Here is a 16,266-nt window from a genome sequence, read left to right on the forward strand (position 1 = left end):
TATAACAACCGCAAAGAACACGACCAACTGAGGAGGTACACAATGTACAAAAACACCCTGAAGGCTCTGCTGGCCGGTGCGATGCTGATCGCCACCCCGCTGGCGGCGACCGCACAGGACTACACCCTGCGCGCCACGGCGAATTCCAACGAAAACGACGAGGATTATGACGGCCTCGTGGTCTTCAAGAACTTCGTCGAGAGCGCGTCGAACGGCGCCATCGCGGTCGAGCTCTTTATCGGCACGCAGCTTTGCTCGAATGGCGCGGAATGCCTGCAGGGCGTGGCCGATGGCTCGATCGATATCTACATCTCGACCTCGGGCGGAGCCTCCGGGATCTTCCCTTACGTGCAGGTGCTCGACCTGCCTTACCTGATGGCCGATGACCGGGTTGCCGAGGCGGTGCTGGCGGGCGATTTCACCCGCAAGCTGCGCCAGATGGCTCTCGAAGACAGTGGCGATACGATCCGCCTGATGACCGTGGGCAATACCGGCGGCTGGCGCAACTTTGCCAATACCGAGCGCCGCGTGGCCGCACCCGCCGACATGGAAGGCCTCAAGATCCGCACCGTGGTCGCCGACCTGCCGCAGGAACTGGTCCGGGCGCTCGGCGCCTCCCCGACCCCGATCCCGTGGCCGGAGCTCTTCACCTCGTTCCAGACCGGTGTGGTCGAGGGGTCCAAGAACGGCATCACCGACATCATGGGCATGAAATTCCCCGATGCGGGCCTGCAATATGTGACCCTCGATGGACATGCGTATATGGGTGCGCTCTGGTGGATGAGCAACCAGCGCTTCCTCGAGATGCCCGAAGACATGCGCCGCGTCGTGGTGGACGGGTTCTATGCGCTGCAGCAGGCGACCTTCGCCTCGCCGAAGCGGAAATCCATCGCGGCCTATGAGGAATTCGTGGCCGGTGGCGGCGACCTCTACGTGCCGACCCCGGACGAAAAGGCCGCCTTCAAGGAAGCGGCCGCTCCGGTGTTTGACTGGTTCAAGGCCAATGTCGGCCGTGGCGAAGAGGTGTTCGAGGCGCTGAACGCCGCCGTGGCCGAGGCCGAGGCCGAGATCAACGCCGCCCGTGCCGCAGATCTGAACTGAGCAAAACAGGGTCCATCGCGCAGGTCGCGATGGGCCCTAGTCGATACATCCGGGACGGTTCAGGCCGACCCGGATGCCCTTGATCGCGAGCTCCTGGACCTGCGGGTCGAGATCGCCACCCGTACTGATCGAACTCACCAACAGCGTCGATTGCAGGTCTATCTCGGAATTCGCGATGCGGATCTCGCTCGGCGCCTCCGAGCCAAAGAGGTCGGCGGGGCGGACCCTGAAGGTCATGCAGCGCCGTCCATCGAGCGGGCCCCGTGTCTCGGCAAACTCGTCAAACGCGGTTTGAGAGAGAGGCTGAAACCTCGGATCCGGTTTTGCGACCACGAGCCGGACCACGTGGTTCTCCCCCTGCTTGACCTCCTGATTCACAACGAAGTTCTTGCCGCGTATGTAGTCTTGCGCGATGCCCGTTGGCGCGATCACGATGCGCGTCAGAAACAGATCCGTGCGCCCCTTGTTGGCCACCGAGAACTCCCAGCGCTCGCGCTCAGGCTCCGATGTCGAGCGGCGCGGCACCGGGAGAATCTCGACCTGGTAGAGCTCCAGTCGGGGCGGGACAAAGAGCGCGCGGGCCTGCGGGTAGAAGGTCACGCCGACGGTCAGGGCCGAACCGACCACGGAGATCGCTGACGCGATAGCCACGATGCGGCCCAGGCTGCGCCAGAAGGTTTTCTGCGGTGTCGCGCAGATATGGCAGATCCGGGCGTTGTCACTGATGCTCTGATCGCATGCGATGCAGTTTGGCATGCTGGTCCTCCTGCGCGTTTTGGGGTGGTGACACTCACCGGAACGGGTACATCCAGACCTTGTAGTCATCGACCAGCTCATGGGCTTTGGCGACCTGATCTGCGGTCATTTTCTTGCGGACCTCTTCTTGGCTGTCGGCGGCATCCGGGTCGCCGCCAATCGCGCTCAGGACGTACCACATATAGGCCCGCACCAGATCCGGGCCGGGCATCCCCAAACCCACCTCGTAATACCACCCGACGCCCGATTGCGCACCCGGATGCCCCTTCATGGCCGAGCGGAGATACCACTCGAAGGCGCGGGTGTAATCCTGATCGACCCCGAGCCCCAGCGCATACATCACCCCGATCAGTTCCTCGGCCTCGGCATTGCCGGAGCGCGCGGCGGGCCAGAGCAGATCCTTGGCTTCGGCAAAGCGGCCCTCTTCCATCAGATCGCGCGCAGGTTCCAGATCGGCAAAAGCTGGACTTGAAACTCCGATAAAGAGCGCCAAAATCGCCCCATGCAGCGCTGCCTTCATCTTGTCGCTTTCCTTCTCGCAGGCCCCGCCCTGGCGGAGCTTCCGGATCCTCTGGGCCCGGGGGATTTTCATCCGTTCGATCCCGATCAGGCGAGGATCGGTCAGCTTCTGTTTTATGACAAGATCCTGTCGGGCAACAGAAACATCTCTTGCGGGACCTGCCATCACCATGACCATGGGGGCGCGGATGGGCTGAGCCTCGGGATCGGTGAAGGCGGGACCGGGGTCGGGCCCAAGCGCACGGCCGGGATGGGCGAAGACCGGATCCGCAAGCGCATCCCGCGCAATGCGCCGGCACTGTGGAACCTCGGGCATCGCGATGTGGAGGTTCTCTTCCATGACGGGCGGCTGGAGGTCTCGGACCTTTACGGAAACGGGTTCAACTCCCCCGCGCAGGAGTGGTTGCCCGAGGGCTTCGAGAGCATCCTTGCCGCGCAAGCCGTGCTGCCGCTGGTGGCGCAGTTCGAGATGGCCGGGAACCCCAAGGAGAACGAGATCGCTGGCGCGGTCCATGACCGGATCGACGCGGCTTGGCCGATCCTCGCCAAGCGGGTGCGTACGATCCCGGATTATGGTGCGATGTTCGTGGCGAGCTTTGATCATATCGACGCGCCCGAGCAGGTCACGATTGTCGAGATCGCCAATGCGCTGGCTGCGTTTATCGGCACGGAATGGGCCAATTTCGACAGCCCCTTTGACGCCTATCTGGCCGGTGACACCGACGCACTCAGCCCCGAGGCGGCCCGGGGCATGGATCTGTTCTTTGGCGATGCGGGCTGCGCGACCTGTCATTCCGGCCCGCTTCTGACGGATCAGAAATTCCACGCCCTTGGCCTGCCCGCCTTTGGACCCGGCCGGACCCGGCAATGGGATCCGATCCCCCGCGATATGGGCCGGGTGGGGGAGAGCAACCGGCTTGAGGATGCGTATCGGTTCCGCACGCCGCCCCTGCGCAATGTCGCCCTGACCGGGCCCTATGGGCATAACGGCGCCTACCCGACGCTGGAAGGGATCCTGCGCCATCATCTCGACCCGGCCGCGGCGCGCGCCGGGTGGACCCCTGCGGTGGCGCAACTGCCCGAGGTGCCCTGGCTGGCCGAGATCGATTTCGTGATCCGGTCGGACCGGGCAGAGATCGCGCGCCAAGCGGCGGTTCTCGATATCACGCCCGTGACCCTGTCCGATGCGGCAGTGGCGGATTTGATCGCCTTTCTTCATGCGCTGACCGGAGAGAGTGCCGAGACCCGGCCGCTCGGGCGTCCCGAGACCGTGCCGAGCGGCCTGCCCGTGGACTGAGCGGGGCTCAGTTCAGATCGGCGAGGCTGCGGCCCTCCAGATGGAGCTGTTGCAGGATCTCGGGTGCGCTGCCGCCGAGCCGGTCGATGAACGTCCCGAGCCCCAATTCGTCGGCCCAATGCATCGGTCCGCCCAGATGGCGCGGGAAGCCGTAGCCAAAGAGCGTGACCGCGTCGATGTCGATCGGGCGCAGGGCGATTCCCTCGGCGAGGATCTGCGCCCCTTCAGCGGCCATGGCGGTCAGGTATCGGGTGGTGATCTCCTCGGGCGTGAAGCTGCGCGGCGGGGTGTGACGCGCGGCGTCGATCAGCGGGGTGACATCCGGGTTCGGCACCCGAGACTTGCCCTTGTGCAGGTAATAGCCCCGCCCGGTCTTGCGCCCGAACCAGCCCCTGTCGCAGAGCGCGTCCGAGACGGGGGCCACCTCGCCCCGCCGTTGACGCCCGGCCTGCCCGATATCGAGCCCGGCAAGATCCGAGACCGCGAAGGGGCCCATGGCAAAACCTGCGGCTTCGAGTGCGGCGTCTACCTCCCACGGGGTGGCGCCCTCAAGGACCAGCGCGTCTGCCTCGGCCCGGACCCGGGCCAGCATCCGGTTGCCGATGAACCCGTCGCAGACCCCGGCGCGTACAGCCACCTTGCGCAGCCGCTTGGCGAGCGCGAAGCCCGTGCGCACGACCTCGGGCGCGGTGTCGCGGGCCACCACGACCTCCAGCAGCCGCATGATATGGGCGGGCGAGAAGAAATGCAGACCGATCACATCCGCCGGGCGCGCCGTGGCCGCCGCGATCCGGTCGATATCGAGATAGGAGGTGTTGGTCGCGAGGATCGCCCCGGCCTTGCAGGTGGCATCGAGCGCGCGGAACACCTCCTGCTTGAGATCGAGATCCTCGAACACGGCCTCGATGACCAGATCGACCTCCGCCAGCGCGCTCAGGTCGTCGGCAGTCCGCAATCCTGCCCGCGCGGCCTCGGCCCCGGGGGTACTGAGCTTGCCACGCGCGACCGCCCCGTCCAGCGCCCTCATGATCCAGTCTTCGGCCTCGGCGCGGATCGCGGGCTTGGGCTCGACCAGCGTCACGGGCAGCCCCGCCATCAGCAGCGCAACCGCGATCCCGCGCCCCATGGTGCCCGCGCCGAGCACCCCGGTGCTCTGGATGTCGCGGGGAGTGGCTTCGGCCTCTGGGATCTTGGCCACGGCGCGTTCGGCGAAAAAGGCGCGGATCAGAGCGGCGCGTTGGGGCGAGGCCATGCAGTCATTGAACAGGGCGCGCTCCTGCGCGAGCCCCGCGTCCAGCGGCAGCGCGCTGGCCGCCACCGCCTCCACGCAGCGCAGCGGCGCAAAGAGGGGCGAGGCTGCAGCCTTGCTGCGGGCGGCTTCCAGCGCGGCTTGATCAGGGGGCACGTCGCAGGCCCCGGTGACCCGGGTCGCCAGATCGCCCGCGAGGACGGCCTCGCCCATCTGCAGGGCGATCTCCGCCGGCGCGCCGTCGCAGATCCGGTCGATCAGGCCGAGCTCCAGCGCCTCCTCGGCGCCGATGCGCCGCCCGGTGGTGATCAGTTCCAGCGACGGGGCCAGACCCGCGAGCCGCGGCGCGCGCTGGGTGCCGCCCGCGCCAGGCAGGATGCCGAGCGTCACCTCGGGAAAGCCGAAAAGCGCGCCGGGCAGGGCCACCCGGGCATGGGTCGCAAGTGCCACCTCGAACCCGCCACCCAGGGTCGCGCCATGCAAAACCGAGATCACCGGCGTCGCGCAGCGTTCCAGCACGAGGCAGACCTCGGGCAGGAGCGGGTCGCGCGGTGGCTTGCCGAACTCGCGGATATCCGCGCCCGCGATGAAGCCGCGCCCGACACCGTAGAGCGCGATCACCCTGATTTGCGGATCCGCATCGAGGGTGTGCAGGGTCTCGACCAATGCGCTGCGCAGCGCGTGCGAGGCGGCGTTGACCGGTGGATTGTCGAGGGCGACCAGCGCGACCTGTCCGCTGCGCGTCGTGGTTACTGGGCCGGGCATGGGGTCTCCGTCTCGGGGGGCAGATCATGGGGCAGGTCATGGGCGAACATGTCCAGCAGCTTGTGTTTCAGGATCTTGCCCGTGGGGGCGGTGGGCAGTCTGTCGACCACGAGGATCCGCGCCGGGATCTTGTAGGGGGCCAGATCCGCGCGCAACCAGTCGCGCAAGGCCGTCTCGCGCACGGGCGCGGTGGTCTGGACGAAGGCGAGCACCTCTTCATCCCCGGCGCGGGGGCGCCCGATCACCGCGGCCTGTGCCACATCCGGGTGGAGCGACAGGGCCGCCTCGACCTCGGGCGGGTATATGTTGAAGCCGCCGCGAATGATCAGCTCCTTCGCGCGGCCAAGGATATGCACCGCGCCATCGGGGTCGATCCTTGCCAGATCGCCGGTGCGCAGCCAGCCATCGGGGGTCAGGGCTGCGCGCGTGGCCAGCGGGTCGCGGAAATACCCGCGCATCACGCCGGGGCTGCGCAGTTCCAGCGCGCCCTCGGGATCGAGCCGCAGGCGCACATCGCGCAGGGCGGTGCCGACAGAGATATCCGCGCGCGGCGCGGCGGGGCGCGTGGCGCAGATCCCCGGGCTGGCCTCGGTCATCCCGTAGCCGTTATGCAGGGGCAGGCCATAGCGCGCCTCGATCCGCGTCTTCCAATCGGGATCGAGCGGTGCGCCCCCGGCTGAAAGATACCGCAGATCCGGCGCGGAGCCCGCGGTCGTCTCGGAGATCAGCCGGGCAAACATCTGGGGCACGCCGGGAAAGACGCTGACCCCCGCGGCCAGCGCTGCAGCCACGCGGGCGGGATCGAACCGTGCCATGGGCCAGAGCCGCGCGCCGGTGGCCAGCGCCGAGAGCACCACCGAGGCAAAGCCGAAGATATGGGTGATCGGCAGGACCGCGAGCACCAGATCCCCCGGCACCATATCCCGCAGATCGGCGGAGGTCCGGGCGTTCCAGCACAGGTTGGCATGGCTCAGCATGACGCCCTTGGGGGTCTGGGTCGTGCCGGTCGTGTAAAGGATCGCGGCGATCCGGTCCTCGGGTCGCGCGGGGCAGGCCGAGGGGGGCACGGGTTCGGGCGGGGTCATGGCCAGCCCGTCCGCCAGAGGGTGCGCGCCCAGCGTTGTGCCATGGGCTGCGGCCTCGGGCGAGCTGTCGGGGGTGATCAGCACGGCGCGCGGCTGCAGATGGGTCCGGAGTGCTGCGATCTCGGCGGGTGTATGGCGCGCATTGACCGGCGCGACCGTCGCACCAAGGCGACTGAGCGCGAGGATCGCGTGAATGGCCGGGCGGCAGGTCTCGGTGATCAGCATCACCCGGTCGCCGGGATGCACCCCATGCCGCGCCAGCGTCTCGGCCAGTGCCGATACCTCTGCGCGCAGGTTGCCATAGCTGTGCCCGTCCCGGGTCCAGTGAGATGTGTCCGGGGCTGCAGCGATCAGATCATGCAAGTACCCCGTCACGTCCGGTCGCCTGTTTCAGCGCCCATGTCCTCCCTCCTCCCAAAGTTCGGCAGTGCTATGGGACGGGAACTTGCCGCGATTGTCAAACACCCGCCCGGGGTGCGGCCTGCGGCATACTGCGTGGACAATGGCGCGCGAGTATGGAAAGGGACCGGGCAAGGAGACTACCATGACCACCACCCGTTTCGCGCCGTCGCCCACCGGCTACCTTCATGTGGGCAACCTGCGCACCGCGCTGTTCAACTACATGATTGCCCGTAAGGCGGGCGGCACGTTCATCCTGCGCATCGATGACACGGATCCCGAGCGGTCGAAGCCGGAATATGTGGACGCGATCCAGGAGGATCTGAGCTGGCTCGGCATCACCTGGGACCGGATCGAGTTCCAGTCCAAGCGGTTGGACCGCTATGCCGAGGCCGCCGATGCCCTGCGCGCGGCGGGCCGGTTCTATGAGGCGTTCGAGACGCCCACCGAGCTCGACCTCAAGCGCAAGAAGCAGCTCAACATGGGCAAGCCCCCGGTCTATGACCGGGCGGCGCTGGCCCTGTCCGAGGACGAGAAAGCAGCCCTGCGTGCCGAGCGCGGGCAGGGGGTGTGGCGGTTCAAGCTGGATCACGAACGGATCGCCTGGACCGATGGCATCCTCGGGGATCTGTCGATCGATGCGGCCTCGGTCTCGGACCCGGTGCTGATCCGGGGCGACGGTCAGGTGCTCTATACAATTGCCTCGGTGGTCGATGACACCGAAATGGGCGTGACCCATGTGGTGCGCGGCTCGGACCATGTGACCAATACCGCGACCCAGATCCAGATCATGGCCGCGCTCGGTCATGGCCATCCGGAGTTTGCCCACCACTCGCTGCTGACCGGCCCGCAGGGCGAGGCGCTGTCCAAGCGGCTCGGCACGCTGGCCCTGCGCGATCTGCGCGCGGACGGGATCGAGCCCATGGCGCTTCTGAGCCTGATGGCGCGGCTCGGCTCGTCCCAGCCGGTGGAGCTGGTCGACAGTCTGGATGCGCTGATCGAAGGGTTCGATCTGAGCAGTTTTGGATCCGCGCCCACCAAATTCGACCGTGACGACCTGCTGCCGCTGACGGCGCGGTTCCTGCACGGGGTTCCGTTTGCCGAGATGGCCGACGAGATCGCGGCACTGGGTGTGCCAGCGGATCTGGCCGAGACCTTCTGGGAGGTTGCACGCGCCAATATCACCACGCGCTCGGATCTGCCGGGCTGGTGGCATCTCTTCCGCGATGGCGGGGCCCCCAAGGTGGCCGAGGAAGACCGCGATTTCGTCGCCGATGCCTTCGCCCGCCTGCCGGAGCCGCCCTATGGCCCGGACACATGGTCGAGCTGGACCGCCGAGGTGAAGGCCGCGTCGGGCCGCAAGGGCAAGGGCCTCTTCATGCCGCTGCGCCGGGCGGTGACCGGGCTCGACCGCGGTCCCGAGATGGCCGATGTGATGCGCCTGCTGCAGAAAAAACCGACGCTCTGAGCGGATCCGGCCCGGCGCTGGCCCGGCGGTTGGCCGGGCCTGCCGCGGATGCGCGCGCCAGACCTTCGGGTTGGACAGACGGCCCCGGGCTCGCTACGCTCGCGTGACCCCGGAGGCCCGATGTCCGAAGCTGCCAAATTCCTGACAGGCAATCTCTTTCGCCATGTCACCGTGATGTCGCTGACCGCGTCGGTCGGGCTGGTCGCGGTGTTTTTCGTCGATTTCCTCGACATGATCTTCATCGCGATGCTGGGGCAGGCGGAACTGGCCGCGGCGGTGGGCTATGCGGGCGCGATCCTGTTCTTCACCACCTCCTTCGGGATCGGTGTGGCCATCGCCACCGGGGCGCTGGTCGCCCGGGCGCTGGGGGCCGGGGATGAAGACCTCGCCCGGCAACAGGCCTCGACCTCGCTGATCTACGGGGTGCTGTTCGGGGCGCTTTTTGCGGCCCTGGTCTGGGTCAATCTCGACATGCTGGTGCATCTCATCGGTGCAGAGGGGGCCACGGCGGATCTTGCGGTGCTGTACCTTCAGATCGTGGTGCCGAGCCTCCCGCTCCTGATGATCGGAATGGCCGGGGGCGCGATCCTGCGCGCCCATGGGGCGGCGCGCGCGGCGATGATGGCGACGATCTGGGGCTCGCTGGTCAATGGCGTGCTCGATCCGATCCTGATCTTCGTTCTGGACCTGGAGCTGGTCGGTGCAGCGCTCGCCTCGGTGGCGGCGCGGATCGCCATTGCCGCAGTCGCCCTGCGCCCGATCTTTCAGGAATATGGCGGCCTGATCCGGCCCGGGCTGCGCCGTCTCGCGCTGGATTTCGGGCCGCATCTGGCCATCGCGGCCCCGGCGCTCCTGACCCAGCTCGCCACACCGCTGGGGCAGGCCTATGTCACCCGCGCCATGGCGGCCTACGGGCCGGATGCGGTGGCGGGGCTGGCCATGGTCTCGCGCCTGACCCCGGTGGCGTTCGGCGTGATCTTCGCGCTGTCCGGAGCGATCGGGCCGATCATCGGTCAGAATTTCGGTGCAAACCAGCCGGACCGGGTGCGGCGGGCCTTTCGCGACGGGCTGCTGTTCACGGGGCTCTACGTGGTCGCGGCGGCGCTGCTGCTCTATCTGGCGCGCGCACCGCTGGCGGACCTGTTTCAGGCCACGGGCGAGGCGCGGGCGCTGGTCTACCTGTTCTGCGGTCCCCTGGCGCTGACCTTCTTTTTCAACGGCGCACTCTTCGTGGCCAATGCGGCCTTCAACAACCTCGGCCACCCGTTCTATTCGACCTGGCTCAACTGGGGGCGGCACACGGTCGGCACAATCCCGTTCGTGATGCTCGGCGCGCTCTGGTTCGGGGCGTTGGGGGTGCTGATCGGGCAGGCGGTCGGCGGAATTCTCTTCGGGCTTCTGGCGATCTGGCTGGCGCGGCGGGTCATGGCCCAACCGGGCAGCTCAGAGCGCGCGCCCTTCGCCCGGCAGGCCCGTCTCCTCGGGCTCTTGCACCTGCGCCGATAGGGCGGCGAGAGCGCTGTCGACAAGCGCCCGGTCCGCGCCTGGCAAGGGGCGGGCCCGCGGATAGATCGGCGCGCTCCGGTCGTTGAGCACCGGACCATTCCAACCATCTGTCGTCTCGAAGAAGGCCTCGGCACCCGCGCGCCCGAACTCCGCAAGATACCCGCCGATCACCGTGTCGAGATAGCTCAGCAGGATCGGATGGCGCTGGTCCGGATCCGCGACATGGTGGGGACTGGCCTCATAAACATGCAGGTCGAGCGTGGTCGCCTCGGCTTGTTCATGGGCCCCAAGCCGGATCCGGTCATAGGCCCGCTCCCTTGCATCCAGAGCCGCCCAATCCGCGTTCGGCACGGCCGCAACGAGCCCGGCGATGGACGCGCCCGGCGCGCGCGTGACCGTCAGGAAGGCAACCTTGCGGTGGCGGGAGTGCCGCCAGACCCGGCGCCAGCCCCGTACCTCTGCCCGCATACGCACCGGATAGTCATGGGTGCCGCGATGCACGAGCGAGCCATAGCCAAAGAAATGCGGGGTCTCAGCGGGCAGGAGCGTCATGGCGGAACCTTGCCCGGATCAGCGCGTTTCAACAAGTAGGGGTCCCGGAAACTTGACCCTGCGCATGTGCGCCACATGTACCCCCCTACCAGACCTTATGGAGAGACCATGTCCAATCTCGAAGATCGCCAGCGCGCCTATATCGACAACCCCTACGCAGAGAAGCACGCCGCGGCCCTCGCGTCCATCGAGGCCGAGAAGCGCCGCAAGGAAGCCTCGGGCTATGCCTGGATGGCGGCAGCTGCGGGATATGGCGAAGCGGTTCAGGGCGGCAGCAAATTCGGCAAGGTGGCCGGCGCGTCGAAATGGTTCGTTCTGTGGTTCGCGATGATCGTGCCGAACCTCTTGCTGATCCGCGTCATCTTCTGACAACGCTCGCCCTTCGGGCGAACTCTCCGGTCTCTGGACACGGGAACGAGCCGCGCGGGCCAGCGCGGCTTTTCTGCGTTCGGGCCTGCGGTCAGAGCGATCAGGGACGACAAATGCGCCCCTGCGAGATCCGCACGGCCTGCCCGCTGATCCGCACGCGGGACAGGGCGCCATCGGTCACCTGGGCCTCGAACCCGATCCGGCTCAACCGCCCCATATCCTCGCCCTGGGTCAGGCTCAGGCGCGTGGATCCCTCGGGCAACGCCCCAGAAACGAGCAACTGCGCTGCGAGGATCGCACTGGCCGAGCCGGTCGCAGGATCCTCGGGGATCCCCGCGGTGGGCGAGAACATCCGCGCGGCATAGCCCTCTGGCGTCGGGGTATAGAGATAAGCGCTGTCCACGTCGCAGGCGGTCATCAGCTCGGACCAATAGGGTTCGATCGGGCGGGCGCGCTGCAGGGCCGCGCGATCCGCCACGGGAAGATAAGCAAAGGCCGGTCCCCCGGCAAACACGCCGGGACGGTGGCACCCGAAGCCGACACCGTCCAGTTCGACCGCGCGGGCGGCCAGTGCCGGATCACACTCTGGCCCATGCGGGTGGGGCAGGACCGGCGCCGAGAGCGTGGCACGCCCGTCGGCAATCTCGACCTGCACGGGGCCCGCGTTCTCGCCCAGCACCACCCGGTCGAGACCGCGCTGTGCCGCAAGATGCAGGGCGCAGCCGATGGTCGGATGCCCGGCAAAGTCGATCTCACCGGTTGGAAAGAAGATCCGCACCCGCGCCGTCTGTGTCGCATCCTCCGGCCGCTGGACAAAGATCGTCTCAGACAGGTTGAACTCCCGCGCGATGATCTGCATCTGCGCCGTGCTCAGCGCGTCTGCCTCTTCGACAATGGCCAGCGGGTTGCCTGTGAACGGCGTGTCAGTGAAGACGTCATAGACATGAAACGGAAGCGTCATCGCAGCCTCTCATTGTTCCGGAAATACTCCGGGGGAGGCGCATCGCGCCGGGGGCAGCGCCCCCAGACCCCCGCGCCCCAGACCCGCGCGCCAAACCCTGCGCCTCAGACGAGGCGGCTGTTCTCCTTGGCGGCCCGCACGAAATCCGCAAAGAGAGGATGCGGCTCGAACGGCTTCGACTTCAGTTCCGGATGGAATTGCACGCCGATGAACCACGGATGGTCCTTCACCTCGACAATCTCGGGCAGACGGCCATCGGGGGACATGCCGGAAAAGATCAGACCCTCGGCCTGCAACTGATCCCGGTACTTGATGTCCACTTCGTAGCGGTGGCGATGCCGTTCCTCGATCGTGGTGCTGCCATAGATCCCGGCAACCTTGGACCCCTCGACAAGCTGTGCGGTATAGGCCCCGAGCCGCATGGTGCCGCCCTTGTCATCATCCACCTTGCGCTCGACCTTGTGATTGCCCTGCACCCATTCCTTGAGGTGATAGACCACGGGCGTGAAGCGGCGCTTGCCCGCCTCGTGATCGAACTCCTCGGAGCCCGCATCGGTCAGGTCCGTGAGGTTCCGCGCGCTCTCGATCACGGCCATCTGCATCCCGAGGCAGATCCCCAGATAGGGAATCTTGTGCTCGCGGGCGAATTGCGCGGCCTTGATCTTGCCCTCGGTGCCGCGCTCGCCAAAGCCGCCCGGCACAAGGATGGCGTCATATTTCTCAAGATGCGGCACCGGGTCCTCGCGCTCGAAGATCTCGGCGTCGATCCATTCGGATTTCACGCGCACCCGGTTCGCCATGCCGCCATGGGTCAGGGCCTCGGCGATGGATTTATACGCGTCCTCGAGCTGGGTGTACTTGCCCACGATCGCGACGGTCACCTCACCTTCGGGGTTGTGGATCCGGTCGGCCACATCATGCCACACGCTCAGGTCCGGTTTCGGGGCGGGCGAGATGCCGAACGCGTCGAGCACCGCCTGATCGAGCCCCTCGCGGTGATAGGCCAGCGGCGCCTCGTAGATGGATTTGAGATCCTGCGCCGCGATCACGCTCTCGGGGCGGACATTGCAGAACAGTGCGAGCTTGTCGCGCTCCTTCTGGGGGATTGCCCCCTCGGAGCGGCAGACCAGCACATCGGGCGCGATGCCGATGGAACGCAGCTCTTTCACGGAATGCTGAGTCGGCTTGGTCTTCAACTCGCCCGAGGCCGCGATCCAGGGCAGGAGCGTGAGATGCATGAAGATGCATTGCCCGCGCGGCTTGTCCTGTCCGAACTGGCGGATCGCCTCGAAGAAGGGCAGCCCCTCGATATCGCCGACCGTGCCGCCGATCTCGCAGAGCATGAAATCGACCTCGTCATCGCCGATATCGAGGAAATCCTTGATCTCGTTGGTGACATGGGGGATCACCTGGATCGTTTTGCCGAGGTAGTCGCCCCGCCGCTCTTTCTCGAGCACATTTGAATAAATCCGGCCGGAACTGACGGAATCGGTGCGCCGCGCGGCGACGCCGGTGAACCGCTCGTAATGGCCGAGGTCGAGGTCGGTCTCGGCCCCGTCATCGGTCACGAAGACCTCGCCATGCTCGAACGGGCTCATGGTGCCGGGATCCACGTTCAGATACGGATCCAGCTTGCGCAGGCGGACCGAAAAACCACGCGCCTGCAGCAGCGCGCCGAGGGCCGCAGAGGCCAGTCCCTTACCCAGCGAAGAGACAACCCCGCCCGTGATGAAAACATAGCGTGCCATTGGGCTCGGCTCTCCCGTCCATCCCCGTTTCCCTGGGGATCTTGCAAAATTTTGGAAAGGATGCAGGGGAATCGTGGCCCCTGAACCCGTGTCTCCACGGGATTTAACCTGTAAAGGATTCGTCCCGCTTTGGCAACCGGACCGCTATATCCTGCGGTCCGCGTTAACTTTTTCCCTAGGACTAGGGTTTACTCCGCGCGCGGCGGCAGCAGGGGCTGGTCGCTGGACGCGGGCGGCAACAGGTCCGAGGCCGGGGGCAGCAGGTCGTTCTGCTCCACCGGGGGCGGCACGGGCTGATCGGTCAGCCGGTCCAGCACGGAGGCGTTGTTGGAATTCGCCGCAGCGAGGATCGTCAGCGTGATCGACGTGCCGATAAAGGCGATGGCCAGAACCCACGTCATCTTGCCGAGGGCGGTCGCAGCCGACCGTCCGGTCATGGCGCCGCCGCCACCACCGCCACCCATACCCAGACCGCCCCCTTCGGAGCGCTGCAGGAGCACCACGCCAATCAGCGCAAGCGCCAGGAGCAGGTGGACGATCAGGATGACGTTTTCCATGGACGGTTCGGCCTCGTTATGCGGACCCCGGCTACCTAAGGCGTCCGGGACCGGCTCGCAAGCCCTCAGATGTCTCAGGCGTCCACGTCATCCACATCCGCCTGCCCGCTGAGGCGGCGGCGCACGATGCTCCAGCTCAGCCCGACCCCCAGAACGATGGACAGCGCGAGAATGCCCAGCCAGGTCTGGACCCCGGGATTCTCCAGCCGCAGCAAGCCCAGATCATAAAGAACCCAGATCAGAGCCGCGAAAATCGCGGCGATCAGGATCATCCCGAACAGCCCGATGGAGCGCAGGGTCGCGCGCAGAAAGATGATATAGCCGACACTCAGCAGCAGCCCGAGCAGGACCACCACCGACAATCGCGCCTCGTGATTGCCCAAAGCCCAGCGAATATAGTTGAAATCCGTCGGATTATAGGTGGCAGCCAGCAGCAGGAATGCCGCCAGCCAGCGGATCAGGATGTCCATCTTTGTCCCTCGTTTTGGCGCGCCTTTGCGCCCGTGCTGCCAAATACCGCCCCGCGCGTCCAGTGCTGCGCGCCCGCGCCGCGCATTTTGCGGTTTCCCCACCGGACCAGCATGGATATACCGGCGCGGGTTTCCTGAAACACGAAGTGAGGGCCGAGATGGCGAACGTAGTGGTCGTGGGCGCGCAATGGGGCGACGAGGGCAAGGGCAAGCTTGTGGACTGGCTCTCGGAACGCGCGGATGTGATCGCACGTTTCCAGGGCGGACATAACGCAGGTCATACGCTTGTGATTGATGGCGAGGTCTACAAGCTGAACGCGCTGCCTTCGGGGGTGGTGCGGGGCGGCAAGCTCTCGGTGATTGGCAACGGCGTCGTGCTCGATCCGTGGCATCTGGTGAAGGAGATCGCGCAGATCCGGTCGCAGGGTGTCGAGATCACGCCCGAGACGCTGATGATCGCGGAGAACACGCCGCTGATCCTGCCGATCCATGGGGAGCTCGACCGCGCCCGCGAGGAGGCGGCGTCCAAGGGGACCAAGATCGGGACAACCGGGCGCGGGATCGGTCCCGCCTATGAAGACAAGGTCGGGCGCCGCTCGGTCCGCGTGGCGGACCTGGCCGATGCCGCGACGCTCGAGGCGCGGGTCGATCGCGCGCTGCAGCACCATGATCCGCTCCGCAAGGGGCTGGGGATCTCGCCCGTGGACCGTGATGCGCTGATTGCGCAGCTGCAGGAGATCGCGCCGGCGATTCTCGAATACGCGGCTCCGGTCTGGAAGGTTCTGAACGAGAAGCGCAAGGCGGGCCGCCGGATCCTGTTTGAAGGGGCGCAGGGCGCGCTGCTGGACATCGATTTCGGCACCTATCCCTTTGTGACCTCCTCGAATGTGATCGCCGGTCAGGCCGCGACCGGGGTCGGGATCGGACCCGGTTCCATCGACTATGTGCTGGGGATCGTGAAGGCCTATACCACCCGGGTGGGCGAAGGGCCGTTCCCCACCGAGCTCGACACGCCGGAGGGGCAGCGCCTGGGCGAGCGTGGTCGTGAATTCGGAACCGTCACCGGGCGCAAGCGCCGCTGCGGCTGGTTCGATGCGGCGCTGGTGCGTCAGACCTGCGCGACCTCCGGGGTCAATGGGATCGCGCTGACCAAGCTCGATGTGTTGGACGGGTTCGACACGCTCAAGATCTGTGTCGGCTACGAGCTGGACGGAGAGACGCTGGATTACCTGCCGACCGCGGCGGATGCCCAGGCGCGGTGCAAGCCGGTCTATGAAGAAATCGCCGGTTGGTCCGACAGCACGGAAGGCGCGCGGAGCTGGGCCGACCTGCCGGGCAACGCGGTGAAATATGTGCGCCGGATCGAGGAGTTGATCCAATGCCCGGTGGCGCTACTTTCCACCTCACCGGAACGAGATGACACGATCCTCGTGACGGACCCTTTCGCGGACTGAACACGGGCAG

General features: G+C 66.6%; 15 protein-coding genes. 6 read left to right on the forward strand and 9 right to left on the reverse strand.

Annotated features, from left to right (window positions below; genetic code table 11):
- Positions 1–42 precede the first annotated feature (42 nt).
- The gene (gene dctP / locus ACP150_RS05410; RefSeq protein ID WP_424965534.1) at positions 43–1,101 is read left to right on the forward strand and encodes a TRAP transporter substrate-binding protein DctP; all 1,059 of its coding nucleotides are present in this window, start codon (positions 43–45) and stop codon (positions 1,099–1,101) included.
- Between the two features lie 36 nt (positions 1,102–1,137).
- Here dctP and ACP150_RS05415 read toward each other — a convergent pair whose 3' ends face one another.
- Positions 1,138–1,857, reverse strand: a complete 720-nt coding sequence (locus ACP150_RS05415; RefSeq protein ID WP_424965535.1) for a hypothetical protein — start codon at positions 1,855–1,857, stop codon at positions 1,138–1,140.
- A 34-nt stretch (positions 1,858–1,891) separates the two neighbouring features.
- Positions 1,892–2,377: a tetratricopeptide repeat protein gene (locus tag ACP150_RS05420; RefSeq protein ID WP_424965536.1), complete on the reverse strand. Its 486-nt coding sequence runs from the start codon at positions 2,375–2,377 to the stop codon at positions 1,892–1,894.
- Between ACP150_RS05420 and ACP150_RS05425 the strand changes: the two genes are divergently transcribed.
- Positions 2,360–3,673: a cytochrome-c peroxidase gene (locus ACP150_RS05425; protein WP_424965537.1), complete on the forward strand. Its 1,314-nt coding sequence runs from the start codon at positions 2,360–2,362 to the stop codon at positions 3,671–3,673. The two genes, ACP150_RS05420 and ACP150_RS05425, sit on opposite strands and share 18 nt — an antisense overlap.
- A gap of 7 nt (positions 3,674–3,680) precedes the next feature.
- On the opposite strand, the gene ACP150_RS05430 is transcribed toward ACP150_RS05425, so the two are convergent.
- Positions 3,681–5,687, reverse strand: a complete 2,007-nt coding sequence (locus ACP150_RS05430) for a 3-hydroxyacyl-CoA dehydrogenase NAD-binding domain-containing protein (RefSeq protein WP_424965538.1) — start codon at positions 5,685–5,687, stop codon at positions 3,681–3,683.
- A complete protein-coding gene (locus tag ACP150_RS05435; protein ID WP_424965539.1) occupies positions 5,672–7,147 on the reverse strand; it encodes a class I adenylate-forming enzyme family protein in 1,476 nt (491 codons plus the stop codon). The genes ACP150_RS05430 and ACP150_RS05435 overlap by 16 nt, the downstream gene beginning before the upstream one ends.
- A 169-nt stretch (positions 7,148–7,316) precedes the next feature.
- On the opposite strand from ACP150_RS05435, the gene gltX reads away from it, so the two are divergent.
- Positions 7,317–8,639 carry a glutamate--tRNA ligase gene (gltX, locus tag ACP150_RS05440; protein WP_424965541.1) on the forward strand — a complete coding sequence of 441 codons (1,323 nt, stop codon included), beginning with the start codon at positions 7,317–7,319 and terminating at the stop codon, positions 8,637–8,639.
- Positions 8,640–8,759: 120 nt separating this feature from the next.
- On the forward strand, positions 8,760–10,145 hold the full coding sequence (locus tag ACP150_RS05445; protein WP_424965542.1) for an MATE family efflux transporter: 1,386 nt from the start codon (positions 8,760–8,762) through the stop codon (positions 10,143–10,145).
- Here ACP150_RS05445 and ACP150_RS05450 read toward each other — a convergent pair.
- A complete protein-coding gene (locus ACP150_RS05450) occupies positions 10,083–10,697 on the reverse strand; it encodes a gamma-glutamylcyclotransferase family protein (protein ID WP_424965543.1) in 615 nt (204 codons plus the stop codon). The two genes, ACP150_RS05445 and ACP150_RS05450, sit on opposite strands and share 63 nt — an antisense overlap.
- A gap of 108 nt (positions 10,698–10,805) precedes the next feature.
- Here ACP150_RS05450 and ACP150_RS05455 point away from each other — a divergent pair, with 108 nt between their 5' ends.
- On the forward strand, positions 10,806–11,066 hold the full coding sequence (locus ACP150_RS05455; RefSeq protein ID WP_424965544.1) for a hypothetical protein: 261 nt from the start codon (positions 10,806–10,808) through the stop codon (positions 11,064–11,066).
- A gap of 100 nt (positions 11,067–11,166) precedes the next feature.
- Here ACP150_RS05455 and ACP150_RS05460 read toward each other — a convergent pair whose 3' ends face one another.
- The 4 genes from ACP150_RS05460 to ACP150_RS05475 form a co-directional block, all read right to left on the reverse strand.
- Positions 11,167–12,027 (reverse strand): PhzF family phenazine biosynthesis protein, encoded by an 861-nt coding sequence (locus tag ACP150_RS05460; RefSeq protein WP_424965546.1) that lies wholly within the window; start codon positions 12,025–12,027, stop codon positions 11,167–11,169.
- A gap of 104 nt (positions 12,028–12,131) precedes the next feature.
- Positions 12,132–13,775 carry a CTP synthase gene (locus tag ACP150_RS05465; RefSeq protein WP_424965547.1) on the reverse strand — a complete coding sequence of 548 codons (1,644 nt, stop codon included), beginning with the start codon at positions 13,773–13,775 and terminating at the stop codon, positions 12,132–12,134.
- A 188-nt stretch (positions 13,776–13,963) separates the two neighbouring features.
- Positions 13,964–14,332: a preprotein translocase subunit SecG gene (secG, locus tag ACP150_RS05470; protein WP_424965548.1), complete on the reverse strand. Its 369-nt coding sequence runs from the start codon at positions 14,330–14,332 to the stop codon at positions 13,964–13,966.
- A gap of 74 nt (positions 14,333–14,406) precedes the next feature.
- Entirely contained in the window at positions 14,407–14,802 is a 396-nt protein-coding gene (locus tag ACP150_RS05475) for a DUF6524 family protein (RefSeq protein WP_424965549.1), read from the reverse strand.
- Between the two features lie 158 nt (positions 14,803–14,960).
- On the opposite strand from ACP150_RS05475, the gene ACP150_RS05480 reads away from it, so the two are divergent.
- Positions 14,961–16,256 (forward strand): adenylosuccinate synthase, encoded by a 1,296-nt coding sequence (locus tag ACP150_RS05480; protein ID WP_424965550.1) that lies wholly within the window; start codon positions 14,961–14,963, stop codon positions 16,254–16,256.
- The last annotated feature ends 10 nt before the right edge of the window (positions 16,257–16,266 follow it).

This window comes from Dinoroseobacter sp. S375 (assembly GCF_049800775.1).
Taxonomy (GTDB): Bacteria; Pseudomonadota; Alphaproteobacteria; order Rhodobacterales; family Rhodobacteraceae; genus Dinoroseobacter.

What these genes read in the sequence shown, in the direction of transcription:
- dctP (WP_424965534.1), top strand. Translation starts at nt 43, where the DNA reads ATGTACAAAAACACCCTGAAGGCTCTGCTGGCCGGTGCGATGCTGATC.
- ACP150_RS05415 (WP_424965535.1), bottom strand. Translation starts at nt 1,857, where the DNA reads ATGCCAAACTGCATCGCATGCGATCAGAGCATCAGTGACAACGCCCGG.
- ACP150_RS05425 (WP_424965537.1), top strand. Translation starts at nt 2,360, where the DNA reads ATGCAGCGCTGCCTTCATCTTGTCGCTTTCCTTCTCGCAGGCCCCGCC.
- ACP150_RS05420 (WP_424965536.1), bottom strand. Translation starts at nt 2,377, where the DNA reads ATGAAGGCAGCGCTGCATGGGGCGATTTTGGCGCTCTTTATCGGAGTT.
- ACP150_RS05430 (WP_424965538.1), bottom strand. Translation starts at nt 5,687, where the DNA reads ATGCCCGGCCCAGTAACCACGACGCGCAGCGGACAGGTCGCGCTGGTC.
- gltX (WP_424965541.1), top strand. Translation starts at nt 7,317, where the DNA reads ATGACCACCACCCGTTTCGCGCCGTCGCCCACCGGCTACCTTCATGTG.
- ACP150_RS05445 (WP_424965542.1), top strand. Translation starts at nt 8,760, where the DNA reads ATGTCCGAAGCTGCCAAATTCCTGACAGGCAATCTCTTTCGCCATGTC.
- ACP150_RS05450 (WP_424965543.1), bottom strand. Translation starts at nt 10,697, where the DNA reads ATGACGCTCCTGCCCGCTGAGACCCCGCATTTCTTTGGCTATGGCTCG.
- ACP150_RS05455 (WP_424965544.1), top strand. Translation starts at nt 10,806, where the DNA reads ATGTCCAATCTCGAAGATCGCCAGCGCGCCTATATCGACAACCCCTAC.
- ACP150_RS05460 (WP_424965546.1), bottom strand. Translation starts at nt 12,027, where the DNA reads ATGACGCTTCCGTTTCATGTCTATGACGTCTTCACTGACACGCCGTTC.
- ACP150_RS05465 (WP_424965547.1), bottom strand. Translation starts at nt 13,775, where the DNA reads ATGGCACGCTATGTTTTCATCACGGGCGGGGTTGTCTCTTCGCTGGGT.
- secG (WP_424965548.1), bottom strand. Translation starts at nt 14,332, where the DNA reads ATGGAAAACGTCATCCTGATCGTCCACCTGCTCCTGGCGCTTGCGCTG.
- ACP150_RS05475 (WP_424965549.1), bottom strand. Translation starts at nt 14,802, where the DNA reads ATGGACATCCTGATCCGCTGGCTGGCGGCATTCCTGCTGCTGGCTGCC.
- ACP150_RS05480 (WP_424965550.1), top strand. Translation starts at nt 14,961, where the DNA reads ATGGCGAACGTAGTGGTCGTGGGCGCGCAATGGGGCGACGAGGGCAAG.